General features: G+C 52.8%; 24 protein-coding genes. 6 read left to right on the top strand and 18 right to left on the bottom strand.

What is annotated here, in order from left to right; translation table 11 throughout:
• Positions 1 to 102: 102 nt before the first annotated feature.
• The 4 genes from scpA to scpC are packed head-to-tail and all read left to right on the top strand — an operon-like array spanning position 103 to position 5,522.
• Positions 103 to 2,247, top strand: coding sequence for a methylmalonyl-CoA mutase (scpA, locus tag OGV75_RS07865; protein WP_181629876.1), 2,145 nt, complete (start codon positions 103 to 105; stop codon positions 2,245 to 2,247).
• Complete coding sequence (meaB, locus tag OGV75_RS07860) at positions 2,240 to 3,232, top strand: methylmalonyl Co-A mutase-associated GTPase MeaB (RefSeq protein WP_181629874.1); 993 nt, start codon at positions 2,240 to 2,242, stop codon at positions 3,230 to 3,232. Before scpA ends, meaB begins: the two co-directional genes overlap by 8 nt.
• Before the next feature lie 13 nt (positions 3,233 to 3,245).
• Entirely contained in the window at positions 3,246 to 4,031 is a 786-nt protein-coding gene (gene scpB / locus OGV75_RS07855; RefSeq protein ID WP_016154367.1) for a methylmalonyl-CoA decarboxylase, read from the top strand.
• A 24-nt stretch (positions 4,032 to 4,055) separates the two neighbouring features.
• The gene (gene scpC, locus OGV75_RS07850) at positions 4,056 to 5,522 is read left to right on the top strand and encodes a succinyl-CoA:acetate CoA-transferase ScpC (RefSeq protein ID WP_046274940.1); all 1,467 of its coding nucleotides are present in this window, start codon (positions 4,056 to 4,058) and stop codon (positions 5,520 to 5,522) included.
• Here scpC and srsR read toward each other — a convergent pair.
• From srsR to argO, 3 genes are all read right to left on the bottom strand, one after another.
• Complete coding sequence (srsR, locus tag OGV75_RS07845) at positions 5,519 to 6,415, bottom strand: LysR family transcriptional regulator SrsR (protein ID WP_286480515.1); 897 nt, start codon at positions 6,413 to 6,415, stop codon at positions 5,519 to 5,521. The two genes, scpC and srsR, sit on opposite strands and share 4 nt — an antisense overlap.
• A 186-nt stretch (positions 6,416 to 6,601) precedes the next feature.
• On the bottom strand, positions 6,602 to 7,324 hold the full coding sequence (locus tag OGV75_RS07840) for an oxidative stress defense protein (RefSeq protein WP_029139653.1): 723 nt from the start codon (positions 7,322 to 7,324) through the stop codon (positions 6,602 to 6,604).
• 93 nt (positions 7,325 to 7,417) lie between these two features.
• Complete coding sequence (gene argO / locus OGV75_RS07835) at positions 7,418 to 8,053, bottom strand: arginine exporter ArgO (protein WP_286480514.1); 636 nt, start codon at positions 8,051 to 8,053, stop codon at positions 7,418 to 7,420.
• Between the two features lie 200 nt (positions 8,054 to 8,253).
• Between argO and dctP the strand changes: the two genes are divergently transcribed.
• On the top strand, positions 8,254 to 9,300 hold the full coding sequence (gene dctP, locus OGV75_RS07830) for a TRAP transporter substrate-binding protein DctP (protein WP_286480513.1): 1,047 nt from the start codon (positions 8,254 to 8,256) through the stop codon (positions 9,298 to 9,300).
• A gap of 41 nt (positions 9,301 to 9,341) precedes the next feature.
• Here dctP and OGV75_RS07825 read toward each other — a convergent pair whose 3' ends face one another.
• The 11 genes from OGV75_RS07825 to tkt form a co-directional block, all read right to left on the bottom strand.
• Entirely contained in the window at positions 9,342 to 10,202 is an 861-nt protein-coding gene (locus OGV75_RS07825) for a small-conductance mechanosensitive channel MscS (protein WP_019077645.1), read from the bottom strand.
• A gap of 191 nt (positions 10,203 to 10,393) precedes the next feature.
• On the bottom strand, positions 10,394 to 11,473 hold the full coding sequence (gene fbaA / locus OGV75_RS07820) for a class II fructose-bisphosphate aldolase (RefSeq protein WP_003027029.1): 1,080 nt from the start codon (positions 11,471 to 11,473) through the stop codon (positions 10,394 to 10,396).
• Positions 11,474 to 11,561: 88 nt separating this feature from the next.
• A complete protein-coding gene (gene pgk, locus OGV75_RS07815) occupies positions 11,562 to 12,725 on the bottom strand; it encodes a phosphoglycerate kinase (RefSeq protein WP_003027032.1) in 1,164 nt (387 codons plus the stop codon).
• A 39-nt stretch (positions 12,726 to 12,764) separates the two neighbouring features.
• Positions 12,765 to 13,793 carry an erythrose-4-phosphate dehydrogenase gene (gene epd / locus OGV75_RS07810; protein ID WP_016154379.1) on the bottom strand — a complete coding sequence of 343 codons (1,029 nt, stop codon included), beginning with the start codon at positions 13,791 to 13,793 and terminating at the stop codon, positions 12,765 to 12,767.
• Between the two features lie 287 nt (positions 13,794 to 14,080).
• A complete protein-coding gene (locus tag OGV75_RS07805) occupies positions 14,081 to 14,791 on the bottom strand; it encodes a nucleoside/nucleotide kinase family protein (RefSeq protein WP_151222340.1) in 711 nt (236 codons plus the stop codon).
• A complete protein-coding gene (locus OGV75_RS07800) occupies positions 14,788 to 15,297 on the bottom strand; it encodes an MltR family transcriptional regulator (RefSeq protein ID WP_016154381.1) in 510 nt (169 codons plus the stop codon). The genes OGV75_RS07805 and OGV75_RS07800 overlap by 4 nt, the downstream gene beginning before the upstream one ends.
• Positions 15,298 to 15,312: 15 nt before the next feature.
• On the bottom strand, positions 15,313 to 16,284 hold the full coding sequence (gene glpX, locus OGV75_RS07795) for a class II fructose-bisphosphatase (RefSeq protein WP_286480512.1): 972 nt from the start codon (positions 16,282 to 16,284) through the stop codon (positions 15,313 to 15,315).
• Positions 16,281 to 17,558 (bottom strand): zinc-binding dehydrogenase, encoded by a 1,278-nt coding sequence (locus tag OGV75_RS07790; RefSeq protein ID WP_286480511.1) that lies wholly within the window; start codon positions 17,556 to 17,558, stop codon positions 16,281 to 16,283. The genes glpX and OGV75_RS07790 overlap by 4 nt, the downstream gene beginning before the upstream one ends.
• A 24-nt stretch (positions 17,559 to 17,582) precedes the next feature.
• A complete protein-coding gene (locus OGV75_RS07785) occupies positions 17,583 to 18,962 on the bottom strand; it encodes a PTS mannitol transporter subunit IIBC (RefSeq protein WP_016154384.1) in 1,380 nt (459 codons plus the stop codon).
• Between the two features lie 27 nt (positions 18,963 to 18,989).
• Positions 18,990 to 19,433, bottom strand: coding sequence for a PTS mannitol transporter subunit IIA (cmtB, locus tag OGV75_RS07780; protein ID WP_047414452.1), 444 nt, complete (start codon positions 19,431 to 19,433; stop codon positions 18,990 to 18,992).
• Positions 19,434 to 19,749: 316 nt separating this feature from the next.
• Positions 19,750 to 21,741, bottom strand: coding sequence for a transketolase (gene tkt / locus OGV75_RS07775; protein WP_016154386.1), 1,992 nt, complete (start codon positions 21,739 to 21,741; stop codon positions 19,750 to 19,752).
• Positions 21,742 to 22,020: 279 nt separating this feature from the next.
• On the opposite strand from tkt, the gene loiP reads away from it, so the two are divergent.
• Positions 22,021 to 22,779, top strand: a complete 759-nt coding sequence (loiP, locus tag OGV75_RS07770) for a metalloprotease LoiP (protein ID WP_016154387.1) — start codon at positions 22,021 to 22,023, stop codon at positions 22,777 to 22,779.
• A 111-nt stretch (positions 22,780 to 22,890) separates the two neighbouring features.
• On the opposite strand, the gene speB is transcribed toward loiP, so the two are convergent.
• From speB to yqgG, 4 genes are all read right to left on the bottom strand, one after another.
• Positions 22,891 to 23,811, bottom strand: coding sequence for an agmatinase (speB, locus tag OGV75_RS07765; RefSeq protein WP_016154388.1), 921 nt, complete (start codon positions 23,809 to 23,811; stop codon positions 22,891 to 22,893).
• Between the two features lie 142 nt (positions 23,812 to 23,953).
• Entirely contained in the window at positions 23,954 to 25,930 is a 1,977-nt protein-coding gene (gene speA / locus OGV75_RS07760; protein ID WP_016154389.1) for a biosynthetic arginine decarboxylase, read from the bottom strand.
• 8 nt (positions 25,931 to 25,938) lie between these two features.
• On the bottom strand, positions 25,939 to 26,070 hold the full coding sequence (yqgB, locus tag OGV75_RS07755; protein ID WP_049041971.1) for an acid stress response protein YqgB: 132 nt from the start codon (positions 26,068 to 26,070) through the stop codon (positions 25,939 to 25,941).
• A 91-nt stretch (positions 26,071 to 26,161) separates the two neighbouring features.
• Entirely contained in the window at positions 26,162 to 26,299 is a 138-nt protein-coding gene (yqgG, locus tag OGV75_RS07750; RefSeq protein WP_269149342.1) for a small protein YqgG, read from the bottom strand.
• Positions 26,300 to 26,347 lie beyond the last annotated feature (48 nt).

Below are 26,347 nucleotides of genomic sequence, written 5' to 3'. Positions count from 1 at the left end.
AAAAAAGACGTCCTGTTGGCTATTTTTTGCTGGCGACAAGCCAAATGAAAAAGCACACCGTATTCGCAAAGATTCAACTTATTGCGTAATACGGAGCAAAAAATGGCTAATGTGCAGGAGTGGCAAACACTCGCCAATAAAGAACTCAGTCGACGGGAAAAAACCGTTGAGTCGCTGGAAAGACAAACGGCGGAAGGGATTGCCATCAAGCCGCTGTACACCGAAGCGGATCTCGATAATCTGGAAGTGACGGGCACCCTGCCCGGTCTGCCGCCTTACGTGCGTGGCCCGCGCGCCACTATGTATACCGCGCAGCCGTGGACGATTCGCCAATACGCCGGTTTCTCTACCGCCAAAGAGTCCAACGCCTTTTACCGCCGTAACCTCGCCGCTGGGCAAAAAGGGCTTTCCGTCGCCTTTGACCTTGCCACTCATCGTGGCTATGACTCAGACAACCCGCGCGTAGCGGGCGACGTCGGCAAAGCCGGCGTGGCGATCGATACCGTCGAAGATATGAAGGTGCTGTTCGACCAGATCCCGCTGGATAAGATGTCGGTATCGATGACCATGAACGGCGCGGTGCTGCCGGTACTGGCGTTTTATATCGTCGCGGCGCAGGAGCAAGGCGTGACGCCGGAACAGCTCACCGGGACCATTCAGAACGATATTCTGAAAGAGTACCTGTGCCGCAACACCTACATTTATCCGCCAAAACCCTCCATGCGCATTATCGCCGACATCATCGCCTGGTGCTCAGGCAACATGCCGCGCTTTAATACCATCAGCATCAGCGGCTATCACATGGGTGAAGCCGGGGCAAACTGCGTACAGCAGGTGGCGTTTACGCTGGCAGACGGTATTGAATACATCAAGGCCGCGCTTTCCGCCGGACTGAAAATTGATGACTTCGCCCCGCGCCTGTCATTCTTCTTCGGCATCGGCATGGATCTGTTTATGAACGTCGCCATGCTGCGCGCTGCACGGTATCTGTGGAGCGAAGCGGTCAGCAGTTTTGGCGCGACCAACCCGAAATCTCTCGCTCTGCGTACCCACTGCCAGACCTCAGGCTGGAGCCTGACCGAGCAGGACCCGTACAACAACGTGGTACGAACCACCATTGAGGCGCTCGGCGCTACGCTTGGCGGCACTCAGTCTCTGCATACCAACGCTTTTGATGAAGCGCTCGGTCTGCCCACCGATTTCTCAGCCCGTATTGCGCGTAATACGCAGATCATCATTCAGGAAGAATCAGAGATCTGCCGCACCGTCGATCCGCTGGCCGGATCGTATTACGTCGAATCACTCACCGATCAAATCGTGAAGCAGGCGCGCACGATCATCAAGCAGATTGATGAGGCAGGCGGCATGGCGAAGGCGATTGAAGCCGGGCTTCCTAAACGGATGATCGAAGAAGCGTCCGCGCGCGAACAGTCGCTGATCGACCAGGGTAAGCGCGTTATCGTCGGGGTGAACAAATACAAGCTGGATAAAGAAGACGACACGTCGGTGCTGGAGATCGACAACGTGAAGGTGCGCAACGAGCAGATTGCCTCACTGCAGCATATCCGCGCCACCCGCGACAATGATGCGGTTAAAACCGCGCTATCCGCGCTGACCCACGCCGCACAGCAGAATGAAAATCTGCTGGCAGCCGCCGTCAACGCCGCCCGCGTTCGCGCCACGCTCGGCGAAATATCCGATGCGCTCGAGGCCGCCTTTGACCGTTATCTGGTTCCCAGCCAGTGTGTTACTGGGGTGATTGCGCAAAGCTATCACCAGTCCGACAAATCCGCCGATGAGTTCGATGCCATTGTTGCGCAAACTGAACAGTTCCTCGCAGAAAATGGCCGCCGCCCGCGTATTCTGATCGCCAAGATGGGTCAGGACGGCCACGATCGCGGCGCAAAAGTGATCGCCAGCGCCTACTCCGATCTCGGCTTTGATGTCGATCTCAGCCCGATGTTCTCCACACCGGAGGAAATTGCCCGTCTGGCGGTAGAAAACGATGTGCATGTCATTGGCGCATCATCGCTGGCGGCGGGTCATAAGACATTGATCCCGGAGCTGGTCACCGCGCTCAAAGGCTGGGGACGCGAAGACATTTGCGTCGTCGCCGGCGGGGTTATTCCGCCACAGGATTACGCTTTCCTGCACGAGCATGGCGTGGCAGCCATTTATGGCCCAGGCACGCCAATGCTCGACAGCGTCCGCGATGTGTTAACCCGTATCAGTCAGCATCATGATTAACGCCGCCACGCTTGAGGATACCGTCCGCCGCTTGCGACTCGGTGAACGGGCTACGCTCGCCCAGGCGATGACGCTGGTCGAAAGCAATCACCCGCGCCACCAGCCGCTGAGTACGCAATTGCTGGACGCGATTATGCCGTTCACCGGTAACGCCCTGCGTCTGGGGCTCACCGGCACGCCGGGCGCGGGTAAAAGCACCTTTCTGGAAGCATTCGGCATGCTGTTAATTCGCCGCGGGTTACGGGTAGCGGTGATCGCCGTCGATCCCAGCAGCCCGGTCAGCGGCGGCAGCATTCTGGGTGATAAAACCCGCATGACGGAACTGGCTCGCGCAGAATCTGCGTTTATACGTCCGGTTCCTTCCAGCGGTCATTTAGGCGGCGCCAGCCAGCGCGCCCGCGAATTAATGCTGCTGTGCGAGGCGGCTGGCTTCAACGTGGTGATTGTGGAAACCGTCGGCGTTGGGCAGTCAGAAACCGAAGTCGCAGGCATGGTGGATTGCTTTCTCTCACTGCAAATCGCCGGCGGTGGCGACGATTTGCAGGGCATCAAAAAAGGCCTGATGGAGATGGCGGATCTGGTCGTCATCAACAAGGACGACGGTGATAACCGTACCAGTGTTGCCATCGCCCGCCATATGTACGAATCCGCCCTGCATATTCTGCGCCGCAAATATGACGAGTGGCAGCCGCAGGTTCTGACCTGTAGCGCCCTGGAAAAACGCGGCATTGAGGAGGTTTGGCAGGCGATAACCGACTTTAAAACGTGCCTTACCGCCAGCGGTCGACTGGAAAAAGTCCGCCAGCAGCAGGCGGTGGAATGGCTACACAAGCAGGCTGAAGAAGAAGCCCTGCATCTGCTGTTTGCCCGGGCTGATTTCGACCGGTATTTCCAGCAGACACTGCTGGCCGTCAAAAACAATGATCTTTCGCCGCGCACCGGCCTGCGGCACATCAGCGAATTTATCCAGCATCATTACTTTTAATAAAGAGAACATTATGTCTTATCAATACGTCAACGTGGTCATCATCCAGAAAGTCGCGGTCATTGAGTTCAATTACGCCCGCAAGCTCAATGCCCTAAGCAAAGTGTTTATTGACGATCTGATGCAGGCGCTGAACGACCTCAATCGTCCGGACATTCGCTGCATCATTCTGCGCGCCCCGAGCGGGGCCAAAGTGTTCTCTGCCGGGCATGATATTCATGAACTCCCCACCGGACGTCGCGATCCGCTCTCTTATGACGATCCGCTGCGTCAGATAACTCGTATGATCCAAAAATATCCGAAGCCGGTGATCTCCATGGTTGAAGGCAGCGTCTGGGGCGGCGCGTTTGAGATGATCATGAGTTCCGATCTGATCATCGCAGCCAGTACGTCTACCTTCTCCATGACCCCGGTCAACCTCGGCGTGCCCTATAACCTGGTGGGCATCCACAACCTGACCCGTGACGCTGGTTTTCACATCGTTAAGGAGCTGATTTTTACCGCCTCGCCCATCACCGCTCAACGCGCCATGGCGGTCGGGATCCTCAACCATGTCGTTCCAACCGAGGAACTGGAAGATTTCACCCTGCAAATGGCGCATCACATCTCGGAAAAAGCGCCGCTGGCAATCGCCGTCATCAAAGAAGAACTGCGCGTGTTGGGCGAAGCACACACCATGAACTCTGACGAATTCGAGCGCATTCAGGGCATGCGCCGCGCGGTGTATGACAGCGAGGATTATCAGGAAGGGATGAACGCGTTTATGGAAAAACGTAAACCTAATTTTGTTGGCCATTAATCACGTCCGACGAAGGAGACGGCCATGAAACGGATGAGCGCCGAACAGGCGGCAGAAATTATCCAGCACGATGATATGGTGGCGTTCAGCGGCTTTACCCCCGCGGGTTCGCCAAAAGCGTTACCCACCGCAATTGCCCAACGCGCCTGCGAACGGCATCAGGACGGGCAGCCTTTTCAGATCCGCCTGCTGACCGGGGCGTCAATTGGCGCCGCCGCTGATGATGCATTATCCGCGGCGGATGCCGTTTCCTGGCGTGCGCCTTATCAAACCTCATCTGGCCTGCGCGAGAAAATTAACCAAGGCCAGGTGAGGTTTGTCGATCTCCATTTGAGCGAAGTCGCGCAGATGGTTAATTACGGCTTTTTTGGCGATATCGATGTTGCCGTCATTGAAGCCTCCGCCATTGCGCCGGATGGCCGGATTTGGCTTTCCAGCGGTATTGGCAATGCGCCTACCTGGCTGCTGCGGGCGAAAAAGGTGATTATCGAGCTGAATCATTACCATAATCCACGCGTGGCTGAGTTTGCCGACATCGTAATACCCGGCGCACCGCCGCGGCGTAACAGCGTACCCATATTTCATACCATGGATCGCGTGGGCAGTCAGTGCGTGCAGATAGACCCCAGGAAAGTGGTAGCGGTGGTGGATACCGAGCTGCCCGATGCCGGGAATGCGTCGGATAAAACCAATCCGGTCAGCCAACAAATTGCCGATAACGTCGTCACTTTCCTACTGGCAGAAATGGCGCACAAACGCATTCCAGCAGAGTTTCTGCCCTTACAAAGCGGCGTGGGCAATATCAACAACGCGGTAATGGCGCGACTGGGGGAGAATCCGGATATTCCGCCCTTTATGATGTATTCAGAGGTGTTACAGGAATCGGTGGTGCATCTGCTGGAAACGGGCAAGATCACCGGTGCCAGCGCCTCCAGCCTGACCATCTCAGCCCCGTCGCTACAGAAGATTTACGACAATATGGACTTCTTCGCCAGCCGAATTGTGCTGCGCCCGCAGGAGATCTCCAATAACCCGGAAATCATCCGTCGGCTGGGGGTCATTGCACTCAACGTTGGGCTGGAGTTTGATATCTACGGCCATGCCAATTCCACGCACGTTGCGGGCGTGAACCTGATGAACGGGATCGGCGGCAGCGGGGATTTCGAGCGCAACGCCTACCTGTCTATCTTTATGGCGCCGTCGATTGCCAAAGGCGGGAAAATCTCAACCATCGTGCCGATGTGCAGCCATGTCGACCACAGCGAACATAGCGTTAAAGTGATCGTGACCGAACAAGGGATTGCCGATCTGCGTGGGTTATCTCCGATGCAGCGGGCGCACACGATTATCGATAACTGTGCGCATCCCCTTTACCGGGACTACCTGCACCGCTATCTGGAAAAAGCGCCCGGCGGGCATATCCATCACGATCTCAGCCATGCGTTCGATCTGCATCGCAACCTTCTCGAGACAGGATCGATGCTCGGTTAACTTGCCGTACCGTCACGATCTTCAGCAATATGCTGGAGCATGGTGCCGGTATAGCGATGATTTTTCAGAGAATAGAGAAACTCCTGCATATACATGGGGCTGCCGGGCGCGTCGAAATACTTTAGCGTCGACGGATTCACCAGCCGCCAGGCAAAATGAGGGATCACCGTCAAAAACTGCCCGCGCTCCACCGCGCTAATCTTGGCCATAAAGCTGTACGGACGGTAGATAATCGTCGGATTGATCCCACAGGGCCGCATATAAGCATCCAGCATCGCCTCAAAGTTGGCGCGATTCTGGAAGCGCATTTGCAGCCAGGGCAGCTCGCGCAGCAGATCCTGCGGCTGTTTCTCTTCGTAGCGCCGGGAAACGAGAAACCCCAGACGTAGCGGATGCAGTTCGCTGATCGCCAGATTTTCCAACTCCTGTACGCGGGGGGAAACGTGCTGTGGCGAGATAATGAAATCCAGTTTGCGGTCGAACAGATTATCAATCACCCCATTCTCACTGAATTCAACGGCCTGGGCCGTCACGCCGTCATATTTATCGCCAAGGCTAATCAACTGGTCAAAAATAATCGTTGGATAAGTATTATCGATACCGATGACGATTTCCCGCGAGCGACAAGAGGCGTTATGGATTTCGTTATCAATGGCAGAGAGGCGCTGATAGACGGGAAACAGCTTCTGATACAGCTCCTGTCCGGCTTTATTCAGGCTGATGTTGTTATCTTTACGGGTAAACAGCGTATAGCCGATTTGATCTTCCAGTGCAGCAATGCTTTTACCGAAAGGCGATGCGGTCATATGTATTTTTTCTGCCGCTCTGGCGATGTTATTGGTTTGCGCCAGCAGAATGAAATTACGCATCTTTTTCGAGATAAAAATATCCATAGCGTCCCCTTAAAAATCGCTATGGCCTATCCTCATTACCACGAAAAAAAAGACTGAATGTGAGGTCTCATTTTTACAGTTGCTCACAGAAAAACCGGCTGGAATATTTTGTCGGCCTGATGAGACGCGTAAGCATCGCCATCAGGCTAAAAACTTGCTGGATGGCGACTTACGCCTATATCAAGACTACTTATTGGTTACTGTAGGCTCAATCTGGAAGACGACATCAACCTGATCATCAAACTGAATAACCGGCTGTTCGTAGGTTTCCTGAGCGGAGGTTGCAGGCGCTGCATCTGCTTTCATCATCCGTACCATCGGGCTCGGTTGATAATTGGAAACGTGGTAACGCACACTGTAAACGGGACCCAGTTTGCTATTAAAGCCCGCGGCCAGCTGTTCAGCCTGATGAACAGCATCATCAATCGCCGCTTTACGCGCTTTGTCTTTGTAAGCATCCGGCTGGGCAACGCCCAGCGATACCGAACGAATCTCATTCAGACCGGCCTTCAGCGCGCCATCAAGCAGAGCGTTGAGTTTGTCCAACTGACGCAGCGTGACTTCAACGGTGCGCACTGCACGATAACCTTTGAGGATGCTTTTGCCGTTCTGGTAGTCGTAGTCCGGCTGCGTACGCAAGTTTGCAGCGCTAATGTCTTTCTTCGCTATCTGGTTCTGTTCAAGGAAAGACAGATATTGCGCCACGCGCTCATCGGCCTGCTTCTTCGCGGAAGCCGCATCCTTTGCAGCAACGTTCACTTCAATCGCCAGGGTGGCGATGTCTGGTGTTGCATCTACGCTTGCCGTTCCGGAAGTCACGATGTGCGGTCCATTTGGCAACTCATTTGCCTGTACCGATAGTGCGCTGAATCCGACTAATGCCGCCAGGGCCATTATTTTGAACTTCACGGTCGTTCCTCCATGTTTCATTAATTACCCCAAAACTCAGGGCACATGCAGGCAAGCTTAGCCGATCTCGCTGCGTTGTCCATCAGACAACACTTAGTTGAACAGCGCTTGAACGTGCGCAACACCTTCTTTTGCCAGCTGAAAAGCGATAAACCACATCACTAATCCTACCAGCGTATTGATGATGCGCTGTGCTTTCGCAGTTCGCAGACGCGGTGCCAGCCAGGCCGCCAGCAATGCCAGACCGAAGAACCACAGGAACGAAGCGCTGACGGTTCCCAGTGCAAACCAGCGTTTAGGCTCAACGTCCAGTTGTCCCCCCAGACTCCCGAGCACCACAAAGGTATCCAGGTAAACATGTGGGTTGAGCCATGTCACCGCCAGCATAGTGGCGATAATTTTCCAGCGCCCCTGCTTCATCACCTCGGCGCTGGCCAGTTCCAGATTACTGCTCATCGCCGTTTTTAGCGCACCGAATCCGTACCAGAGTAAAAATGCGACCCCGCCCCAGGTGACCAGCGCCATCAGCCATGGCGACTGCATCAGCAAGGCGCTACCGCCGAAGATACCCGCGCAAATCAGCACTAAATCGCTGATGGCGCAGAGTAAAGCAATCATGATGTGATACTGACGACGGATCCCCTGATTCATCACGAAGGCATTTTGTGGACCAAGCGGAAGTATCATGGCTGCACCAAGCGCAACCCCTTGAAAATAGTAGGATAACATGTAAAACATCTCACATAATTGTCTTGTGGGCAGACTATACTGCGCGGGATTCATTAGAGGAAATGGATAATATTAATCAGTAATTAGCATTATTAATAATACCGCGCACACTCCCCTCCATATTCAGTCTCTGACAATAGCGATTGTGCGTTACCCGAGGTATGCTGAAAGATAAATCTGTCTATACCAAAGGAATGGGTATGAAGCATAACGCGAACATTTTTCTCTTCTGTGCCTCGCTGATAGTTACCAGTTTGTGGCCCACTGTCGCCAGCGCAGACAGAACGCTGCGCTATACCGATCACGAGCCATATGGCAACATGCGTACCCGGCTCATAAAAGAGACTTTTTTTCGCGCGATCGAACAAGAGTCGCTTGGACGTTTGAAAATCGACGCTCACTGGAACGGCGAGCTGTCCACCAGCTATGACGCCTTAAAAACTATCGGCCAGGGCAGCGTGGCGGATATGGGGATCGTGGTCCCTGAGTACACGCCCGAACAACTGCCGCGACACCAGATTTTTAAGAGCTTCCCCCTCGGACCGGGTCGTGGTGAAGCGCAGGTTAACGCCTTTCAGCGGATTTTCCGCGAGTATCGCCAGTTTGGTCGCGAGCTGGAAAACAACAATCTGGTGAATCTTCAGTTTTTCCTCGGCTATCCGGTTGGATTTTTTACTACCAAGCCGAACGTCGATTTGGCGCAGCTGAATGCAAGCCAATGGCGGACCGCCAGCTTTTGGCATCAATCATTTTTACGCAACGCGGGCGGCGTGCCGGTCAGCATGCCATGGAATGAAAAAATTACCGATGCGCTTCAGACCGGACAGCTTGACGGCCTGATGGTTAACCTCGACAGCGGAGATGATATCCATGCCCAGCGGGCGGCCCCCTATATTCAGCTCTCCCCTTCGCTCTGGCTCGGACACGTTTATCTTCTGGTGATGAATAAAGACGTCTGGGATAGCCTGGACGTGAAAGATCGCGCAGCCATCAATCGGGCCGCCGCCATGACGCAAAAGCGTATTGGCGCAGTGCAGGACGCAAGCCTGACCGCAATAGCGAAAAAGATGGCAAAAGAGGGCGCACACGTTCACTACCTGAGCAACAGCGAGCTGAATGCGTGGCAAGCCGCTACCGGTTATCAGCACGTTCAGGCCGAATGGATTGCTCAACAGGAAAGTAAAGGAATAAGCGATGTTGGCGAGCTGATGCAGGGTGTCAGCGCAATTCTTAACAAGACGAGATAAATCAACGCCCGCCTCTCTCTGGCGGGCGTTTTTAGCTGAAGTTACTCGGTCGCGTTCTCTTTCACGCGTTTAAAGTTCACATCCATCTGCGGGTACGGGAAGCTGATACCGTTGGCGTCAAACTCGCGCTTAATGCGCTCCAGTACATCCCAGTAGACGCTTTGCAGATCGCTGCTGTTGCTCCAGACGCGTACGACGAAATTAATCGAGGAAGCGCCCAGCTCATTCAGGCGTACCGTCATTTCACGGTCTTTTAGGATGCGATCTTCAGACTGGATGATATCAGTGAGGATTTTTTTCACCTGATCGATATCGGAGTCGTAGGCCACGCCGATAATAAATTCGTTACGACGGACCGGCTCGCGAGAGAAGTTAATGATGTTCCCGGCAATGATTTTACCGTTTGGGATCACCACAATCTTACCGTCTACGGTACGCATAGTTGTGGAGAAAATCTGCACGTTAAGCACGGTTCCCGCAACGCCGCCAAGGTCTACATATTCACCCGCGCGGAACGGACGGAACATCACCAGCAGCACGCCTGCGGCGAGGTTGGACAGCGACCCTTGCAGCGCCAGACCGACAGCTAAACCTGCGGCACCGAGAACGGCGATCACGGAGGCAGTTTGCACCCCAACGCGACCCAGCGCGGCAATCAGCGTGAAAGCGATAATACCGTAGCGCACCAGTGCAGAAAGAAAGTCGGCAACGGTGGCATCAATTTTACGCGCCAGCATCAGGCGGTTAACGGTGTTTGATACGATACGCGCCACGATCATACCGATAATGACAATCGCGAGAGCCGCAACGATGTTGACGGCATAGCTCAACAGTAGCTCCTGATTGCGGACCAGCCAGGTGCCCGCACCGTTTATGCTGTCGACAACATTCAAATCTTCCATTCAATATTCCTTTTTTGCTTACCCAAACGGGAGAAATAAAGCCGCCCTAACGGGACTGGCAACCTGACAAGGGTAAACAATAAACTCAGATTTTGCCAAACAGATCACAGAATTCTCTGTCAGCAGCACATTGAAATGGCAATAAAAAAGGCCCGCATTTGCGGGCCTCATGTCACGTTGGACGGCGTAAATTACAGAACGTCAACCGCGTTCAGTTCTTTGAAAGCCTGTTCCAGACGGGTGATCATAGTTGCCTGACCAGCACGCAGCCATACGCGCGGATCGTAGTATTTCTTGTTCGGCTGATCTTCGCCTTTCGGGTTGCCCAACTGACCCTGCAGGTAAGCTTCGTTTGCTTTGTAGTAGTTCAGAACGCCTTCCCAGGTAGCCCATTGGGTATCGGTGTCGATGTTCATTTTCACTACGCCGTAGCTTACGGAGTCTTTGATTTCCTGAGCAGTAGAACCGGAACCACCGTGGAAGACGAAGTTCAGGCTGTTATGAGGCAGGTTATGTTTCTTAGAAACATAGTCCTGAGAGTCGCGCAGGATGGTCGGGGTCAGAACTACGTTACCCGGCTTGTAAACGCCGTGTACGTTACCGAAGGACGCTGCGATGGTGAAACGCGGGCTGATTTTGCTCAGCTCGGTGTATGCGTAGTCAACGTCTTCCGGTTGGGTGTACAGTGCAGAAGCGTCCATGTGGCTGTTGTCCACGCCGTCTTCTTCACCACCGGTGCAACCCAGTTCGATTTCCAGAGTCATGCCCATTTTGGACATGCGCGCCAGGTATTTGGAGCAGATTTCGATGTTCTCTTCCAGAGACTCTTCAGACAGGTCGATCATGTGAGAAGAGAACAGCGGTTTGCCCGTTGCTGCGAAGTGTTTTTCACCCGCGTCCAGCAGACCGTCGATCCACGGCAGCAGTTTCTTCGCGCAGTGGTCAGTGTGCAGGATAACCGGAACACCATAGTGTTCAGCCATCTGGTGAACGTGATGCGCACCAGAGATAGCACCCAGGATTGCAGCGCCCTGAGGAACATCAGACTTCACGCCTTTACCCGCGATGAAAGAAGCACCACCGTTGGAGAACTGGACGATTACCGGCGCTTTAACTTTTGCAGCGGTTTCCAGAACGGCGTTGATGGAGTCGGTACCAACGCAGTTAACAGCTGGCAGAGCAAAGTTGTTTTCTTTAGCTACCTGGAAAACTTTCTGTACGTCATCACCAGTAATTACGCCTGGTTTTACGAAATCAAAAATTTTAGACATGTTGCGAGTCCTGTATCTTCGGCCTTGGAAAGGGGGCGCGCTCGACAGCGCGCTAATAATTGGGCAGGTTTCCCTGCCCATCAATGTCTTACTTTTTAGCACGCTCTTCGAGCATGGCTACTGCTGGCAGTACTTTGCCTTCCACGAATTCGAGGAATGCGCCGCCGCCAGTAGAGATGTAGGAGATTTTGTCAGCAATGCCGAACAGGTCGATTGCTGCCAAGGTGTCACCGCCGCCTGCGATAGAGAATGCTTCGCTGTCTGCGATAGCATTAGCAACGATTTCAGTACCTTTGCGGAAGTTCGGGAATTCGAACACGCCAACCGGGCCGTTCCACAGAATGGTTTTCGCATTCTTCAGAATGTCAGCCAGCTGCTGTGCAGAAGCGTCGCCGATATCCAGGATCTGCTCGTCTTCTTTTACATCGCTAACGGATTTAAGCGTAGCCGGTGCAGTTTCAGAGAATTCAGTCGCTACGCGAACGTCAGTCGGGACCGGGATATCGCAAGTCGTCAGCAGACGCTTAGCTTCATCAACCAGGTCAGCTTCGTACAGGGATTTGCCGACGTTGTGGCCTTGAGCAGCAACGAAGGTGTTCGCGATACCACCACCAACGATCAGCTGGTCAGCGATTTTTGACAGAGAGTCCAGAACGGTCAGTTTGGTAGAAACTTTAGAACCACCAACGATAGCCACCATCGGACGAGCAGGTTCTTTCAGCGCTTTACCCAGCGCATCCAGCTCAGCAGCCAGCAGCGGACCAGCGCAAGCTACGTCGGCGAATTTACCGATACCGTGGGTAGAAGCCTGCGCACGGTGAGCGGTACCGAAAGCGTCCATTACGAATACGTCACACAGCGCAGCGTATTTTTTGGACAGTGCTTCGTCGTCTTTCTTCTCGCCTTTGTTGAAGCGAACGTTTTCCAGAACAACCAGTTCACCGGCAGCGACTTCAACGCCGTCCAGGTAATCTTTTACCAGGCGAACCGGAGCAGACAGTTTGTCTTTCAGGTAGTTAACAACCGGCAGCAGAGAGAATTCTTCGTTGTACTCGCCTTCGGTAGGACGACCCAGGTGGGAAGTTACCATCACTTTAGCACCCTGTTTCAGGGCCAGTTCGATGGTCGGCAGGGAAGCACGGATACGCGCATCGCTGGTTACTTTCCCTTCTTTAACTGGTACGTTCAGGTCCGCACGGATAAAAACGCGTTTACCAGCCAGATCCAGATCGGTCATCTTAATTACAGACATGGTGAATCCTCTCGTTGATTCATAAAGTTTTGTCGACGCTCAAGCGTCGAGCCTGAAACCAATAGCAGCCATCGCTAACGTTGTGTCGAGCATACGGTTAGCAAAGCCCCATTCATTATCACACCAGACCAGCGTTTTGATCAGGTGAGCGCCACTCACGCGCGTTTGCGTACCATCAACGATGGCGCTGTGCGGGTCGTGGTTAAAATCTACAGAGACCAACGGTAATTCCGTATAGTCAACTATACCATGAAATGCACCTTGTGCTGCTTTTTGCAGCAACTGGTTGACTTCACTGGCTTTTACTGGTTTTTTCACCGTCACGCTTAAGTCGATCGCCGTCACATTTATGGTCGGTACACGCACCGCAATCGCTTCAAAACGATCGTTAAACTGCGGGAAAATTCGCGTGATGCCCGCCGCCAGTTTGGTATCAACCGGAATAATAGACTGGCTGGCCGCTCGCGTGCGACGCAGGTCAGGATGATAGGCATCAATAACCTGCTGATCGTGCATCGCGGAGTGGATCGTGGTGACGGTACCAGACTCAATGCCGTAAGCATCATCCAGCAATTTAATGACGGGTATTATGCAATTCGTGGTGCAGGAGGCGTTGGAAACGATCCGGTGTTCAGCGCGCAGCTGATCCTGATTAACGCCATACACAACGGTTGCGTCGATGTCGTGACTACCAGGATGTGAAAAGAGCACTTTTTTTGCACCAGCGGCAATATGCGCCTCGCCGTGTTCGCGGTTGCCGAAGACCCCCGTACAATCCAGCACAACGTCGACACTCAGTTCGCGCCAGGGAAGCGCATCGAGCGTTCGCTCATGCAGAATGCGGATCGCGTCATCGCCAACGATGAGCTGGTCACGTTCCTGACGAACATCCCAGGCAAAACGTCCATGGCTGGTGTCATATTTCAACAAATGCGCCATGCCTGCAGCATCCGCCAGTTCGTTGATTGCCACCACGGTGATTTCCGCCCGACGCCCGGATTCATACAAAGCACGAACCACGTTGCGTCCGATGCGACCGAAACCATTAATCGCTACGCGTACGGTCATAGGTCTCCTGCAAGGATTTCTCAGAAACGATGTGGCAGACAGAGTAATGCAGCAAATCGCTCAGGGAAACCTTACCTGTCGCAAACTGCGACTAATTGGTTAATTGTCGAACATTTAATCGACTGAAACGCTTCAGCTAGAATAAGCGAAACGCGGAATAAAAGGAATGATTGTCCAGCCAAAGAAAACAGTTATCTGACGTACATCACATTTTTCCCGCTGAGACCGGGGGAAATTATTCCAGTAAACCGTAATAATCATTACGGCTTAACAGGAATAATTGGCCTTCACGCTATCCGATATTCACCAGATTCCAGCATCTCCAGCGTCAGGTCACCAGGCAGACTCGCTTCCAGTACCCGACGAACATTCGGTCCGTCGGTACGCTCATAAAACGCCTCAGCGTCAGCTTGTGATAGTCCGCCCGCCAGTTTACGGCCTACCAGTCGTGTACGGAGCGCGTTTGCAGGTGCACGAATAAACAGCGAGTAATCACAAAACTCAGCTAACGCCCGCCACCTTTCATCATCGCGTAATAACCAGTTTCCTTCCACAATCACAATCGGCGCGGTCACTGTTATGACCGCTTCTACCGGATCGTGTTTTTGCCGGTCGTACTGTGGCCAGGTGCCCTCCCCTTCCCTTATCAGACGTAGATTCTGCGCAAGCTTATCCACATCAAAGGTTTCCGGCGCACCTTTGTATGCTCGCAGGTTATGAGCATCCAGCCAGGTGTTGTAGTGATGGAAGCCATCCATCGGCAGCGTCTGGATCTCCGGCAGGCCAGGATCCTGACGGGAGAGATATTCCCAGAAGGTGGTCAGCGTCGATTTACCCGTACCAGGCGGTGCGCTGAGAAAAACGATCGTTCGTCGCTGCGGGTGAGGGGCGTGTATTTTTGCCAGCTGTTGTAATAACGGTTTGTGGACGTTCTCTATCTCATCATCACGGTAATGTGCTTCAACCTGTAGCCCATTCACCGTTAGTTTGATTTTCACGGCGTTAATTCCTTTAAAATCGCCGTCACTGCCAGCGTCATTGCCGTCTTGACCATTGCGCTAAAGCGCACTTCGGACCACGCAGCAAAGTCGGCAAATTTCATCGACTCCAGCGCACCGTAGAGCGTTGCGTTGCGGGTGATACTGTTCACGTTGCTGACAAAATCCCAGGTAATGTCATCGGCAAAACCAGGGATATTATCCTGCTCGTTCAGGTACTGATAAAACTGAGAGAAATGGGTGATGTCGGCATAAAGCCATTTATCCATTTTTCCCAACGCATAAATCAGACGTAACGCAACGTCGATATCGTCAAGCGGTCCACTCTGGGCGAGTAACGGCTTCACTGCATATTCCACGATCTCTTCATCGTTATTAACGAACAGCGACGGTAGAAAGCGCTTAATGCCCTGGAGCAAAATGTTATGTGCCGTCGTCATAAACGAGAGTAAATTATTTTGAGCATCCAGTTGCTCAAGCACATCGTCTTCTGTCAGCGTCGTCATTCGTTTCTCGATAAATCACCATGAATGCAGAGAGTCTATTATATTACACGTTCGATCCGCGCCGCCGATCAGTAAAGTTTGCGTGCGCACACCATTCGCAACCTGTTGGATCCCTTTCACAAGATCGCCGCCCGTGACCCCTGTCGCGCTGAAGAGGATCTTATTTCCTCCTACCAGTTCGTCCAGCGCGTAGATCCGGTTGATCTCAACGCCCATTTCCGCGCAGCGCTGATGTTCCTGTGCCGCAATCAGACGATTATCTGCGTTATTTCCTTTCGCTTCGCAAAAATCAATCAGTTCAGCCTGCATATCCCCCCCCAGCGCTTTAACCGCACAGGCTGAAATAACCCCTTCAGGCGCGCCGCCAATGGTATACATCAGATCATAAGGATTCTCCTGCATACAGGCCAGCACGCTGGCGGCCACGTCGCCGTCGGGTAGAGCAAAGACCTTGACGCCAAGCCGTGTCGCCTCGGCAATCGCTGGTTGAAGGCGCGGTTTATCCAGCGTCACCATCCGCAGTCGCTCCAGCGGTTTACCCAACGCCTCTGCCACATTACGCAGATTATCTGCCAACGGCAGCGCCAGATTAATCGCCCCTTTCGCAAACCGATTAACAACCAGTTTTTTCATGTACATATCAGGGGCGTGTAACAAACTACCGCGAGGGGCAAACGCCATGACGGCCAGCGCATTGCTTTGCCCCATAGCCACCATTCGGGTTCCTTCGATAGGATCAACGGCGATATCTACCTCAGGTCCGGTGCCGGTTCCCACTTCCTCACCAATCCACAGCATCGGGGCTTGATCAATCTCCCCTTCGCCAATAACGATGCATCCGCGAATGGCAATACTGTTCAATGCTTCCCGCATTGCCGTCACAGCCAGACCATCAATCTTGTTTTTATCGCCGCACCCGGTTTGCGGCCAGGCTGCCAGTGCAGCCTGCTCCGTGATACGAAATAGCGGCCATGCCAGCGACATCATATCGCCGCCTCCCCGATATCAACGCCAAAGTGTGCCAAAAGGTATTTTTCTGCCTTTTCATTCCAGATACCGTGCGTCTCCTCCACCAGTAGCGCCAGTTCTTTGAATAATGGGTCAGTTTTCCCTTTCTCGGCAAAATCAGCAATGGCGGTTAGTGGCATGGTAACGCCGTTATATATCAGCTTCTTACCGCCGGGGATCGCCGGTAAATTCAAAACAGTTTCCGGAACTGCATCAAGGCCGCCAATGTGCGTCACCATAAACGACGGTTGCAGTTGGCCGGTTGCACTGAGCGCAATGGCCTCTTTCATATCATCCGTTGAACCACCGGATGTTCCGACAACGTGAGTGCTGTTGTAGTGCACGTTATAAAAATTAAACGGCACTTTGAAGTTACTGTCCGTAGGACCGGCAAAAAAATTCAGGCAACCATCTTCCGCGAGTAAATCATCAGCCATCTCAACAACTGCAGGCACTGCCGCATACACAAAGACATCATCAAAACCTGCGTCATGAGTTAACGCTCGCAGCATCGCTGTCGGAGAATCCATGCCAGTAGTATTCACATAGATGAGCTCAATCCCCTTTTGTGCCGCCAGCTCAACGGGCAACAGTTTTTTAGCCTGCGCCAGTCGTGCTTCGTCAATGTCGACCACCACCACGCGCGACGGCTGAATATTCCCGTTAATGGCATAATCTATTGCACCAATACCCATCGGCCCGGCGCAGGCCAGAAGCGCAATGTTCCCCCCTGGCTTAATCCCCATGCGATGCTCATAAACGTAAGGCGTGGTGTGAAAATTCGCATTATACGCGCCAATAATGCAGCACATCGGTTCTGCCAATGAGGCGGCGGCAAAATAAGAGCCGTGGTAAGGCAAAACGCATCCCAGGTTAATCGCCACTTCCGGGATAATCATATATGTCGCATTGCCGCCAAAATATTCATAGCTGTATCCTGCTGAATATCCACTTGGCAATCCCATCGCGGGTTGCAACACAAAACGCTGACCTTTCTTATATTTATCCGTCAGGTTTTTTCCCACCTCAACAATAATACCTGCACATTCATGCCCGGTAATAACCGGATGATTTTCCAGATCGTCCGGTACGCGTTTATGATCGCTCCCCAATGCTGCTGCTTTCCAGGTGGACAAACAAACGCTATCGGATATTACGCTTACTAACAATTCATTATCTGTAATTGCAGGTAGTTCAAACTCACGGATACGAATATCCTGCTTGCCATATATGGCAGCAACTTTCGTTTTCATATTCACTCCAAAAATAGAAGAAGGCTAGTTCGCAGTAATGCGTTTAAATAAATCATCCAACAATGGGTCACCAATATAGTTCTTAATCAGCACTAATGGCTTTTCACTTACACGTTTAACACGACCTTCAAGACTGGCATGGGTGACAATAATATCGGCATCTTGCGGAACGTTTTCGATAGCATAATGCGTCACAGTAATATTCAATCCCGCTTTCTCCAGACGCTTACGAAACGTGGTTGCCCCCATAGCACTGGAACCCATTCCTGCATCACAGACAAAAGCGACGCGTTTAATGTTTTTATAAGAGAATTTCCCTTCCTGCTTCATCGCTTTGACGGTTCTGGCTGATTCAGCAAAGTCATCTTCACTTTCTGTTTCAACGTTCTTTTCCATTTTCAGGATGACAGAGGTAATAACAAAAGTAACAACGGTTCCCGCGGTAACTCCTGCAATGGTCGCGAGGAAAGAACCTTTCGGCGTTAATGCCAGATAGGCGAATATAGATCCTGGGCTTGGCCCCGCAACTAACCCACCGTCCAGCAGGTGGAATACCCACGTCCCGGTCATTCCCCCGGCAATCATCGCGATCAGGGTCAGAGGCTTCATCAGCACATACGGGAAATACAGTTCATGAATACCACCGAGGAAGTGGATAATCATGGCGCCTGGCGCAGACTTTTTACTCATCCCTTTGCCAAAGATAGCAAAGCCGAGTAACAAACCTAATCCCGGCCCTGGGTTAGATGCCACCATGAAGAAAATTGATTTTCCCGTTTCAGAAGCTTGCTGCATCCCCAGCGGATAATACACCCCCTGATCGATGGCATTGTTCAGAAAGAGGATTTTTGCCGGCTCATTGATTACGGATAGCAACGGCAGATAGCCCGCATGAACCAACGCTTCAATACACTCCTTCACGAAATTATTGGCAATGAGAACCGCCGGGCCGATAACTTCAAACCCCAGCAAGCATAAGAGCATTCCCGCAATACCAAGAGAGAAATTATTGATAACCATCTCGAAGCCTGCAGGAATGCGTTTTTCCAGCAGACGGTCGATATGCTTAATCACCCAACCGCCAAGCGGCCCCATTACCATCGCGCCAAGGAACATCGGGATATCCGCGCCCACAATAACGCCAATAGAACCAATGCCCCCCATTACCGCACCGCGTTTCCCGCCAACCAGATGTCCCCCTGTGGAGCCAATCATGACGGGCAGTAAATAGGTAATCATCGGACCGACAATTTTGGCGAAATGCTCATTCGGCATCCAACCAGTAGGAATAAATAATGCGGTAATAAAACCCCAGGCAATAAACGCGCCGATGTTGGGAATGACCATTGCAGTCAAAAACCCACCAAAAGCCTGGACTTTGGCACGAGCAGACTTGTTTTCCATAATAATGTCCTGAAAGGAAACCGTTAATTATGCTTGAGCGATAATATCCGCCAATTGTTTTTCTGATTTAGCCGCTAACAAAGCGGTTAGTGCTTCCTCTTCACATAATAATTCGCTTAAGGCCTGAATAGCGCCAATGTGTGAATCAGCATTAGCCGCCGACAATCCGATTAATAATCTGATACCTTCATCGTCTTCGGAAAATTTCACTTCCTGTTTGAGAAGCGTTAATGACATACCGGTTTTTAACGCACCACACTCCGGTCGAGCGTGCGGCATGGCGACGCCTGGCGCTAAAATATAATAAGGACCATTGTTAATCGTTGAGTCTTTAATGGCCTGAATATAATCTGAATTGACATAATGATTGGCAAGTAAGGATGACATAGAAAAGTCAATTGCCTCCTGCCAGTTCTTTGCTGAATTTTTTATTGAGATAGATGATTCGGGAAAGTAATCAATCAGCCGCATACATTTTCCTTATTTTATTTTTAGGGTACGAGTTAGCGTTAAAAATAAAATACGCGCACGGCGAAATGAAATCAATCGAGGAGAAAACTACATACAGCGCAGAATGTTTTTTGGTGATGCCTTTAAAAACAATGAATTGAGAAAAGAAATATAAAAGTCAACAGAAATAATGTGATTCAAGTTACAAATATAAAACATCGCTAAATATCATATTTGTGATGCAAATCTACATTTTCGGGTTGCACACGACCAAATAAATTTAATTACTTTAAAAAAACGGGCCGCATAAGCGACCCGTTTTCACCTGTAATCAAAATTACAGCAGTTCTTTTGCTTTCGCGACAACGTTGTCGACAGTGAAGCCAAACTCTTCAAACAGCAGCTCAGCCGGTGCAGACTCACCAAAGGTAGTCATACCAACGATAGCGCCGTTCAGGCCCACGTATTTGAACCAGTAGTCTGCGATACCCGCTTCCACTGCAACACGTGCGGAAACAGCTTTCGGCAGTACGGACTCGCGATAAGCGGCATCCTGTTTGTCGAACGCGTCGGTAGACGGCATGGAAACCACGCGCGCTTTAACGCCTTCAGCGGTCAGTTTGTCCCAGGCAGCCACAGCCAGCTCAACTTCAGAACCGGTAGCGATGAAGATCAGTTCCGGCTGACCGGCGCAATCTTTCAGCACGTAACCACCGCGCGCGATGTTCGCCAGCTGCTCTTCGGTACGTTCCTGCTGTGCCAGGTTCTGGCGGGAGAGGATCAGCGCGGTCGGACCGTCCTGACGCTCTACACCGTATTTCCATGCAACGGCAGATTCAACCTGGTCACACGGACGCCAGGTGCTCATGTTCGGGGTCACACGCAGCGAAGCTACCTGCTCTACCGGCTGGTGAGTCGGGCCATCTTCGCCCAGACCGATGGAGTCGTGGGTATAGACCATCACCTGACGCTGTTTCATCAGCGCAGCCATACGCACCGCGTTACGGGCATATTCCACAAACATCAGGAAGGTGGAGGTGTACGGCAGGAAGCCACCGTGCAGGGAGATACCGTTAGCGATAGCGGTCATACCGAATTCACGTACACCGTAATGGATGTAGTTACCGGCAGTATCTTCGTTGATAGCTTTAGAACCAGACCACAGAGTCAGGTTACTTGGTGCCAGGTCAGCGGAGCCACCGAGGAATTCAGGCAGCAGAGGACCAAACGCCTCAATCGCGTTCTGAGACGCTTTACGGCTGGCGATTTTCGCCGGGTTAGCCTGCAGCTTAGCGATGAACTCGTTCGCTTTTGCGTCGAAGTCAGACGGCATTTCACCTTTCATACGACGGGTGAATTCAGCGGCTTCCTGCGGGAAGGCTTTCGCATAAGCAGCGAACTTCTCGTTCCATGCAGCTTCTTTTGCCTGGCCTGCTTCTTTCGCATCCCACTGCGCGTAGATTTCAGACGGAATCTCAAACGGCGCGTATTTCCAGCCCAGCTGTTCGCGGGTCAGTGCGATTTCTGCATCACCCAGCGGCGCACCGTGAGAGTCGTGGGTACCGGCTTTATTCGGGGAACCGAAACCGATGATGGTTTTGCACATCAGCAGGGACGGTTTGTCGGTCACAGCGCGAGCTTCTTCAACTGCGCGCTTAATCGCGTCAGCATCGTGACCATCAACGCCACGAACCACGTGCCAGCCGTAAGCTTCGAAACGCTTAGCGGTGTCATCGGTGAACCAGCCTTCAACGTGGCCATCGATAGAGATGCCGTTGTCATCGTAGAACGCTACCAGTTTACCCAGCTTCAGCGTACCGGCCAGGGAACATACCTCGTGAGAGATACCTTCCATCATGCAGCCGTCGCCCATGAAAGCATAGGTGAAGTGGTCAACGATGTCGTGACCAGGACGGTTAAACTGCGCCGCCAGCGTTTTTTCGGCGATAGCCATACCCACAGCATTCGCAATGCCCTGACCCAGAGGACCGGTAGTGGTTTCAACACCCGCGGTGTAACCCACTTCCGGGTGACCCGGCGTTTTGGAATGCAGCTGACGGAAGTTCTGCAGCTCGGACATCGGCAGATCGTAGCCGGTGAGGTGCAGCAGGCTGTAAATCAGCATGGAGCCGTGGCCGTTGGACAGCACGAAGCGGTCACGGTCAGCCCAGGACGGGTTAGTCGGGTTGTGGTTCAGGAAATCACGCCACAGGACTTCGGCAATGTCAGCCATACCCATCGGGGCACCCGGGTGACCGGATTTGGCTTTCTGTACTGCGTCCATGCTCAGCGCACGAATAGCATTGGCAAGCTCTTTACGTGAGGACATTTTGACTCCAGATCGGATAATGAAGGCTGAGCCCTTAACGACTTGACGACAGCGCGTTTTGGGCTACGCCGGAAAAAAGTGCCAACAATGTAACCCAAGCCGCGTGTCATGTACATGGAGCATCCTTTTACCGCTTCAGAAATCTCTGGATCATGCGCGCAAGTTGCGCAATCTTCTCGCCCGCTGAATGTTCTTTTCTTTATACTAAGGCCGAGCGTCGGTTTACCTGCAAACGACGCATTTTTTAGAAAAATCCTGACTTTGTGCGGAAGAGAAAAAATGAAAATTCGCGCTTTACTGCTTGCTACGAGCATGGCGGCGGCATTGACCGGCTGCCAGAACATGGACTCAAACGGACTGCTTTCTTCTGGCGCAGAGGCTTTTCAGGCCTATAGTCTGAGCGATACTCAGGTAAAAGCGCTGAGCGATCAGGCCTGTAAAGATATGGACAGCAAGGCTACTATCGCCCCTGCCAGCAGCGAGTACGCAACGCGTCTTGGCAAAATCGCCGCCGCGCTTGGCGACAACATTAACGGCCAGCCGGTGAACTACAAAGTCTATATGGCGAAAGATGTGAATGCCTTTGCCATGGCGAACGGTTGTATCCGCGTGTACAGCGGCCTGATGGACATGATGACCGATAACGAAGTCGAAGCGGTGATCGGCCACGAAATGGGCCACGTCGCGCTGGGTCACGTGAAAAAAGGCATGCAGGTCGCGCTGGGCACTAACGCCGTACGTGCAGCAGCGGCTTCCGCTGGCGGCATTGTCGGCAGCCTGTCGCAGTCGCAATTGGGCGATCTTGGCGAGAAACTGGTGAACTCGCAGTTCTCCCAGCGTCAGGAATCCGAAGCGGATGATTACTCGTATGATTTGTTGCGCAAACGTGGGATCAATCCGGCAGGCCTGGCCACCAGCTTTGAGAAACTGGCTAAACTGGAAGCAGGACGCCAAAGCTCAATGTTTGACGATCACCCGGCATCTGCAGAACGTGCGCAACACATTCGCGATCGCATGAGCGCAGACGGGATAAAATAATCCTCGAACAGTGCCGGATGGCGGCGTGAACGCCTTATCTGGCCTACAAATTCAGCAATAATGTAGGCCGGACTAGCGTCAGCGACATCCGGCAAAATAGTCCGAAACCCGTTATTCGCCTTTCTTCGCCGCCTGGATATACAGCATTTCCAGTGCCAGCGTAGCCGCCGCCAGCGCGGTGATCTCTGACTGATCGTAGGCCGGAGCCACTTCCACCACATCCATCCCGACGATATTCAGATCTTTCAGACCACGTACCAGCTTGATCGCGCGATCGGAAGTCAGACCGCCAATCACGGGCGTACCGGTTCCTGGAGCAAACGCCGGATCGAGGCAGTCGATATCAAAGGTCAGATACACCGGCATATCACCAACAATCTGCTTAACCTGGGCGATGATGTCATCTACGCCGCGATCGTTCACCTGGCAAGCATCCAGCACGGTAAAGCCGTTATCTTTGTCGAACTCTGTACGAATACCGATCTGCACAGAGTGATTCGGATCGATCAGACCTTCGTTCGGCGCAGTGTAGAACATGGTACCGTGGTCGAATTCACAGCCGTTAGCGTAGGTGTCGGTGTGGGCATCAAAGTGTACCAGCGCCATTTTACCAAAGTGTTTAGCATGCGCGCGCAGGAGCGGCAGCGTGACGAAGTGGTCACCGCCGAAAGAGAGCATGCGCTTACCGGCAGAAAGCAACTTCTCAGCATGCGCCTGCAGTTTTTCACTCATTTCACGGGCATCACCGAACGCATAAACCAGATCGCCGCAGTCCACCACGTTCAGGCGCTCGCGCATATCGAAGTCCCACGGAAAGCGATTGTGTTCCCACGCCAGGTTAGTGGAAACCTGACGGATCGCAGCCGGACCATGACGACCGCCCGCGCGGCCAGACGTTGCCATATCAAACGGTACGCCGGTGATCACCCAATCGGCGTCGCTGTCGTACGGCATGAAGTTCATCGGCAGACGCAAAAAACCAAAGGCGTTAGAAACCAGGGAGTTGTCGTATTGATGACCTAAGGTGCTCATGTACTGACCTCTTTTAAAATCGGTGAAAAAAAATCCCCTCCGCGTCGTTAAGCCCGACGAGGAAGGGATTGATTTACGTGACTACTTGTATAGGCGAATTATCGCCGTTAATTTGCTCAGGTTCAAGCGAACCCCAACAGCATTACTCGTCTTCGAGATAGGTATATCCGTACAGACCTGCCTCAAACTCTTCGAGGAACTGCTGCTGCAACTCGGTATCCAGATCGGTGTTTTTCACCTGGTCACGGAACTGAGTTAGCAGGGTGTTCGGATCCAACTGCACGTATTGCAGCATATCCGCCACGGTATCCCCTTCGTCAGACAGCTCAACTTCCACGCTGCCGTCAGGGAAGACGAACACGTCAACCGCTTCAGTATCACCGAACAGGTTGTGCATGTTGCCAAGGATCTCCTGGTACGCACCCACCATAAAGAAGCCCAGCATCGGCGGGTTCTCCGGGTCGTATTCCGGCATCGGCATGGTGGTCGCAATGCCGTCACCATCAACATAGTGGTCGATAGCGCCATCAGAGTCACAGGTGATATCCAGCAGCACCGCACGGCGCTCAGGAGCCTTGTTCAGCCCTTCCAGCGGCATCACCGGGAACAGCTGATCGATCCCCCACGCATCCGGCATCGACTGGAACAGCGAGAAGTTGACGTAAATCTTATCCGCCATACGCTCCTGCAACTCGTCGATAATCGGACGGTGCGCGCGGTTGCTCGGGTCGAGTTGTTTTTGCACATCGTGACACATGTTCAGATAGAGCTGTTCTGCCCACGCGCGTTCCTGCAGGCTAAAGGTGCCTGAAGAATACCCAACGTGAATATCGTGCAGATCCATCTGGCTGTCGTGCAGCCATTCACGCAGCGAACGACGGGTTCCCGGCTCATGCATCTCTTGCCAGGTTTCCCACATGCTTTGCAGGGCACGCGGCGCATCGTCAGCCGGAGGCGTTGCTTCGGTATGCTCGCTACGCTCAACGCCGATAATGTTAGACACCAGCACGGTATGATGCGCGGTAACAGCGCGACCGGATTCGGTAATTACCGTCGGGTGCGGCAGACCGTGCTCTTCACAGGCGTCGCCAATGGCCCAGATGATGTTGTTCGCGTATTCGTTCAGGCCGTAGTTTACGGAGCAGTCAGACTGCGAACGGGTACCTTCGTAGTCCACGCCCAGGCCACCGCCCACGTCGAAGCACTGGATATTTACGCCAAGCTTGTGCAGCTCAACGTAGAAACGCGCCGACTCACGTACGCCGGTGGCAATATCACGAATGTTCGCCATCTGTGAGCCGAGGTGGAAGTGCAGCAACTGAATACTGTCCAGACGACCGCGCTCGCGCAGCATTTCTACCAGTTGCAGCACCTGGTTTGCCGCCAGGCCGAATTTCGATTTCTCTCCGCCGGAGGACTGCCATTTGCCGGACCCTTGCGACGCCAGACGCGCACGCACGCCCAGACGCGGAACAACATTCAGTCGTTCAGCTTCATCCAGCACGATAGCGATTTCAGACATCTTCTCGATGACCAGATAGATCTTATGGCCCATCTTTTCGCCAATTAGCGCCAGGCGGATGTATTCGCGGTCTTTATAGCCGTTACACACGATCACGCTGCGGGTCATTCCGGCATGAGCCAGAACGGCCATCAGTTCAGCTTTAGAACCGGCTTCCAGCCCCAGCGGTTCGCCGGAGTGGATCAGCGATTCAATCACGCGACGGTGCTGGTTAACCTTGATCGGGTAAACGAGGAAATAGTCACCGTTGTAGCCGTAAGACTCACGGGCGCGCTTAAACGCGGCGTTAATCGAACGCAGACGGTGTTGCAGGATCTGCGGGAAGCAGAACAATGCAGGCAAACGCTGGCCCTGCGCTTCACGGGCTTTCACCAACTCAGCAAGGTCAACGCGCGCTTCTGGTACGTCGGGATCCGGGCACACGCTGATGTGGCCCAGTTCATTGACGTCATAGTAGTTATTACCCCACCAGGCAATATTGTAAGTACGCAGCATCTTGCTGGCTTCCTGGGAACTCATTGCAACCTCCTGCATGGAGCGTAGTACACCGTGTTCGCCTGCTGACGAAGGCGAACCCAAAGAAATGTCGTCAGACATAGCGAACCTCAAATTTTATTAACAAGTGTAAAACAGTTGACTACTATCGCAATCCGAAGACGCGATAACAACCCAAATACAGGCAGAATTTCCAGCAGATAGTGCTGACGCTCCGACTGTGCGACCGGTTTCTTTTTCATATCAATGTAAACACGTAACCGAACTTAATGCTGACGGTTCGGCGAAACCACGAGAAAACTCTTGTTTACCAAGAGCGCCCTTGTTCAGTTCTTAGTGACCGTTGCCGGCCCTGGAGTCCTGAGAAGCGCCGAGATGGGTATAACATCGGCAGGTATGCAAGATGCAGATTGCGGGGGACATATGTACACCAGAACGGTGCGACAGATTCAGCAGAATACAACGGTTCATTATCTCGTATCACCTCCACGGTTGCTCCTGACGGAACGAACCCACAAG

Origin of the sequence: Citrobacter sp. Cb028 (genome assembly GCF_030336705.1) — a bacterium.
Classification (GTDB): Bacteria; Pseudomonadota; Gammaproteobacteria; order Enterobacterales; family Enterobacteriaceae; genus Citrobacter; species Citrobacter braakii.
Note: the sequence above shows the minus strand (reverse complement) of the source record. Positions and strands in the feature narration are given on the sequence as shown.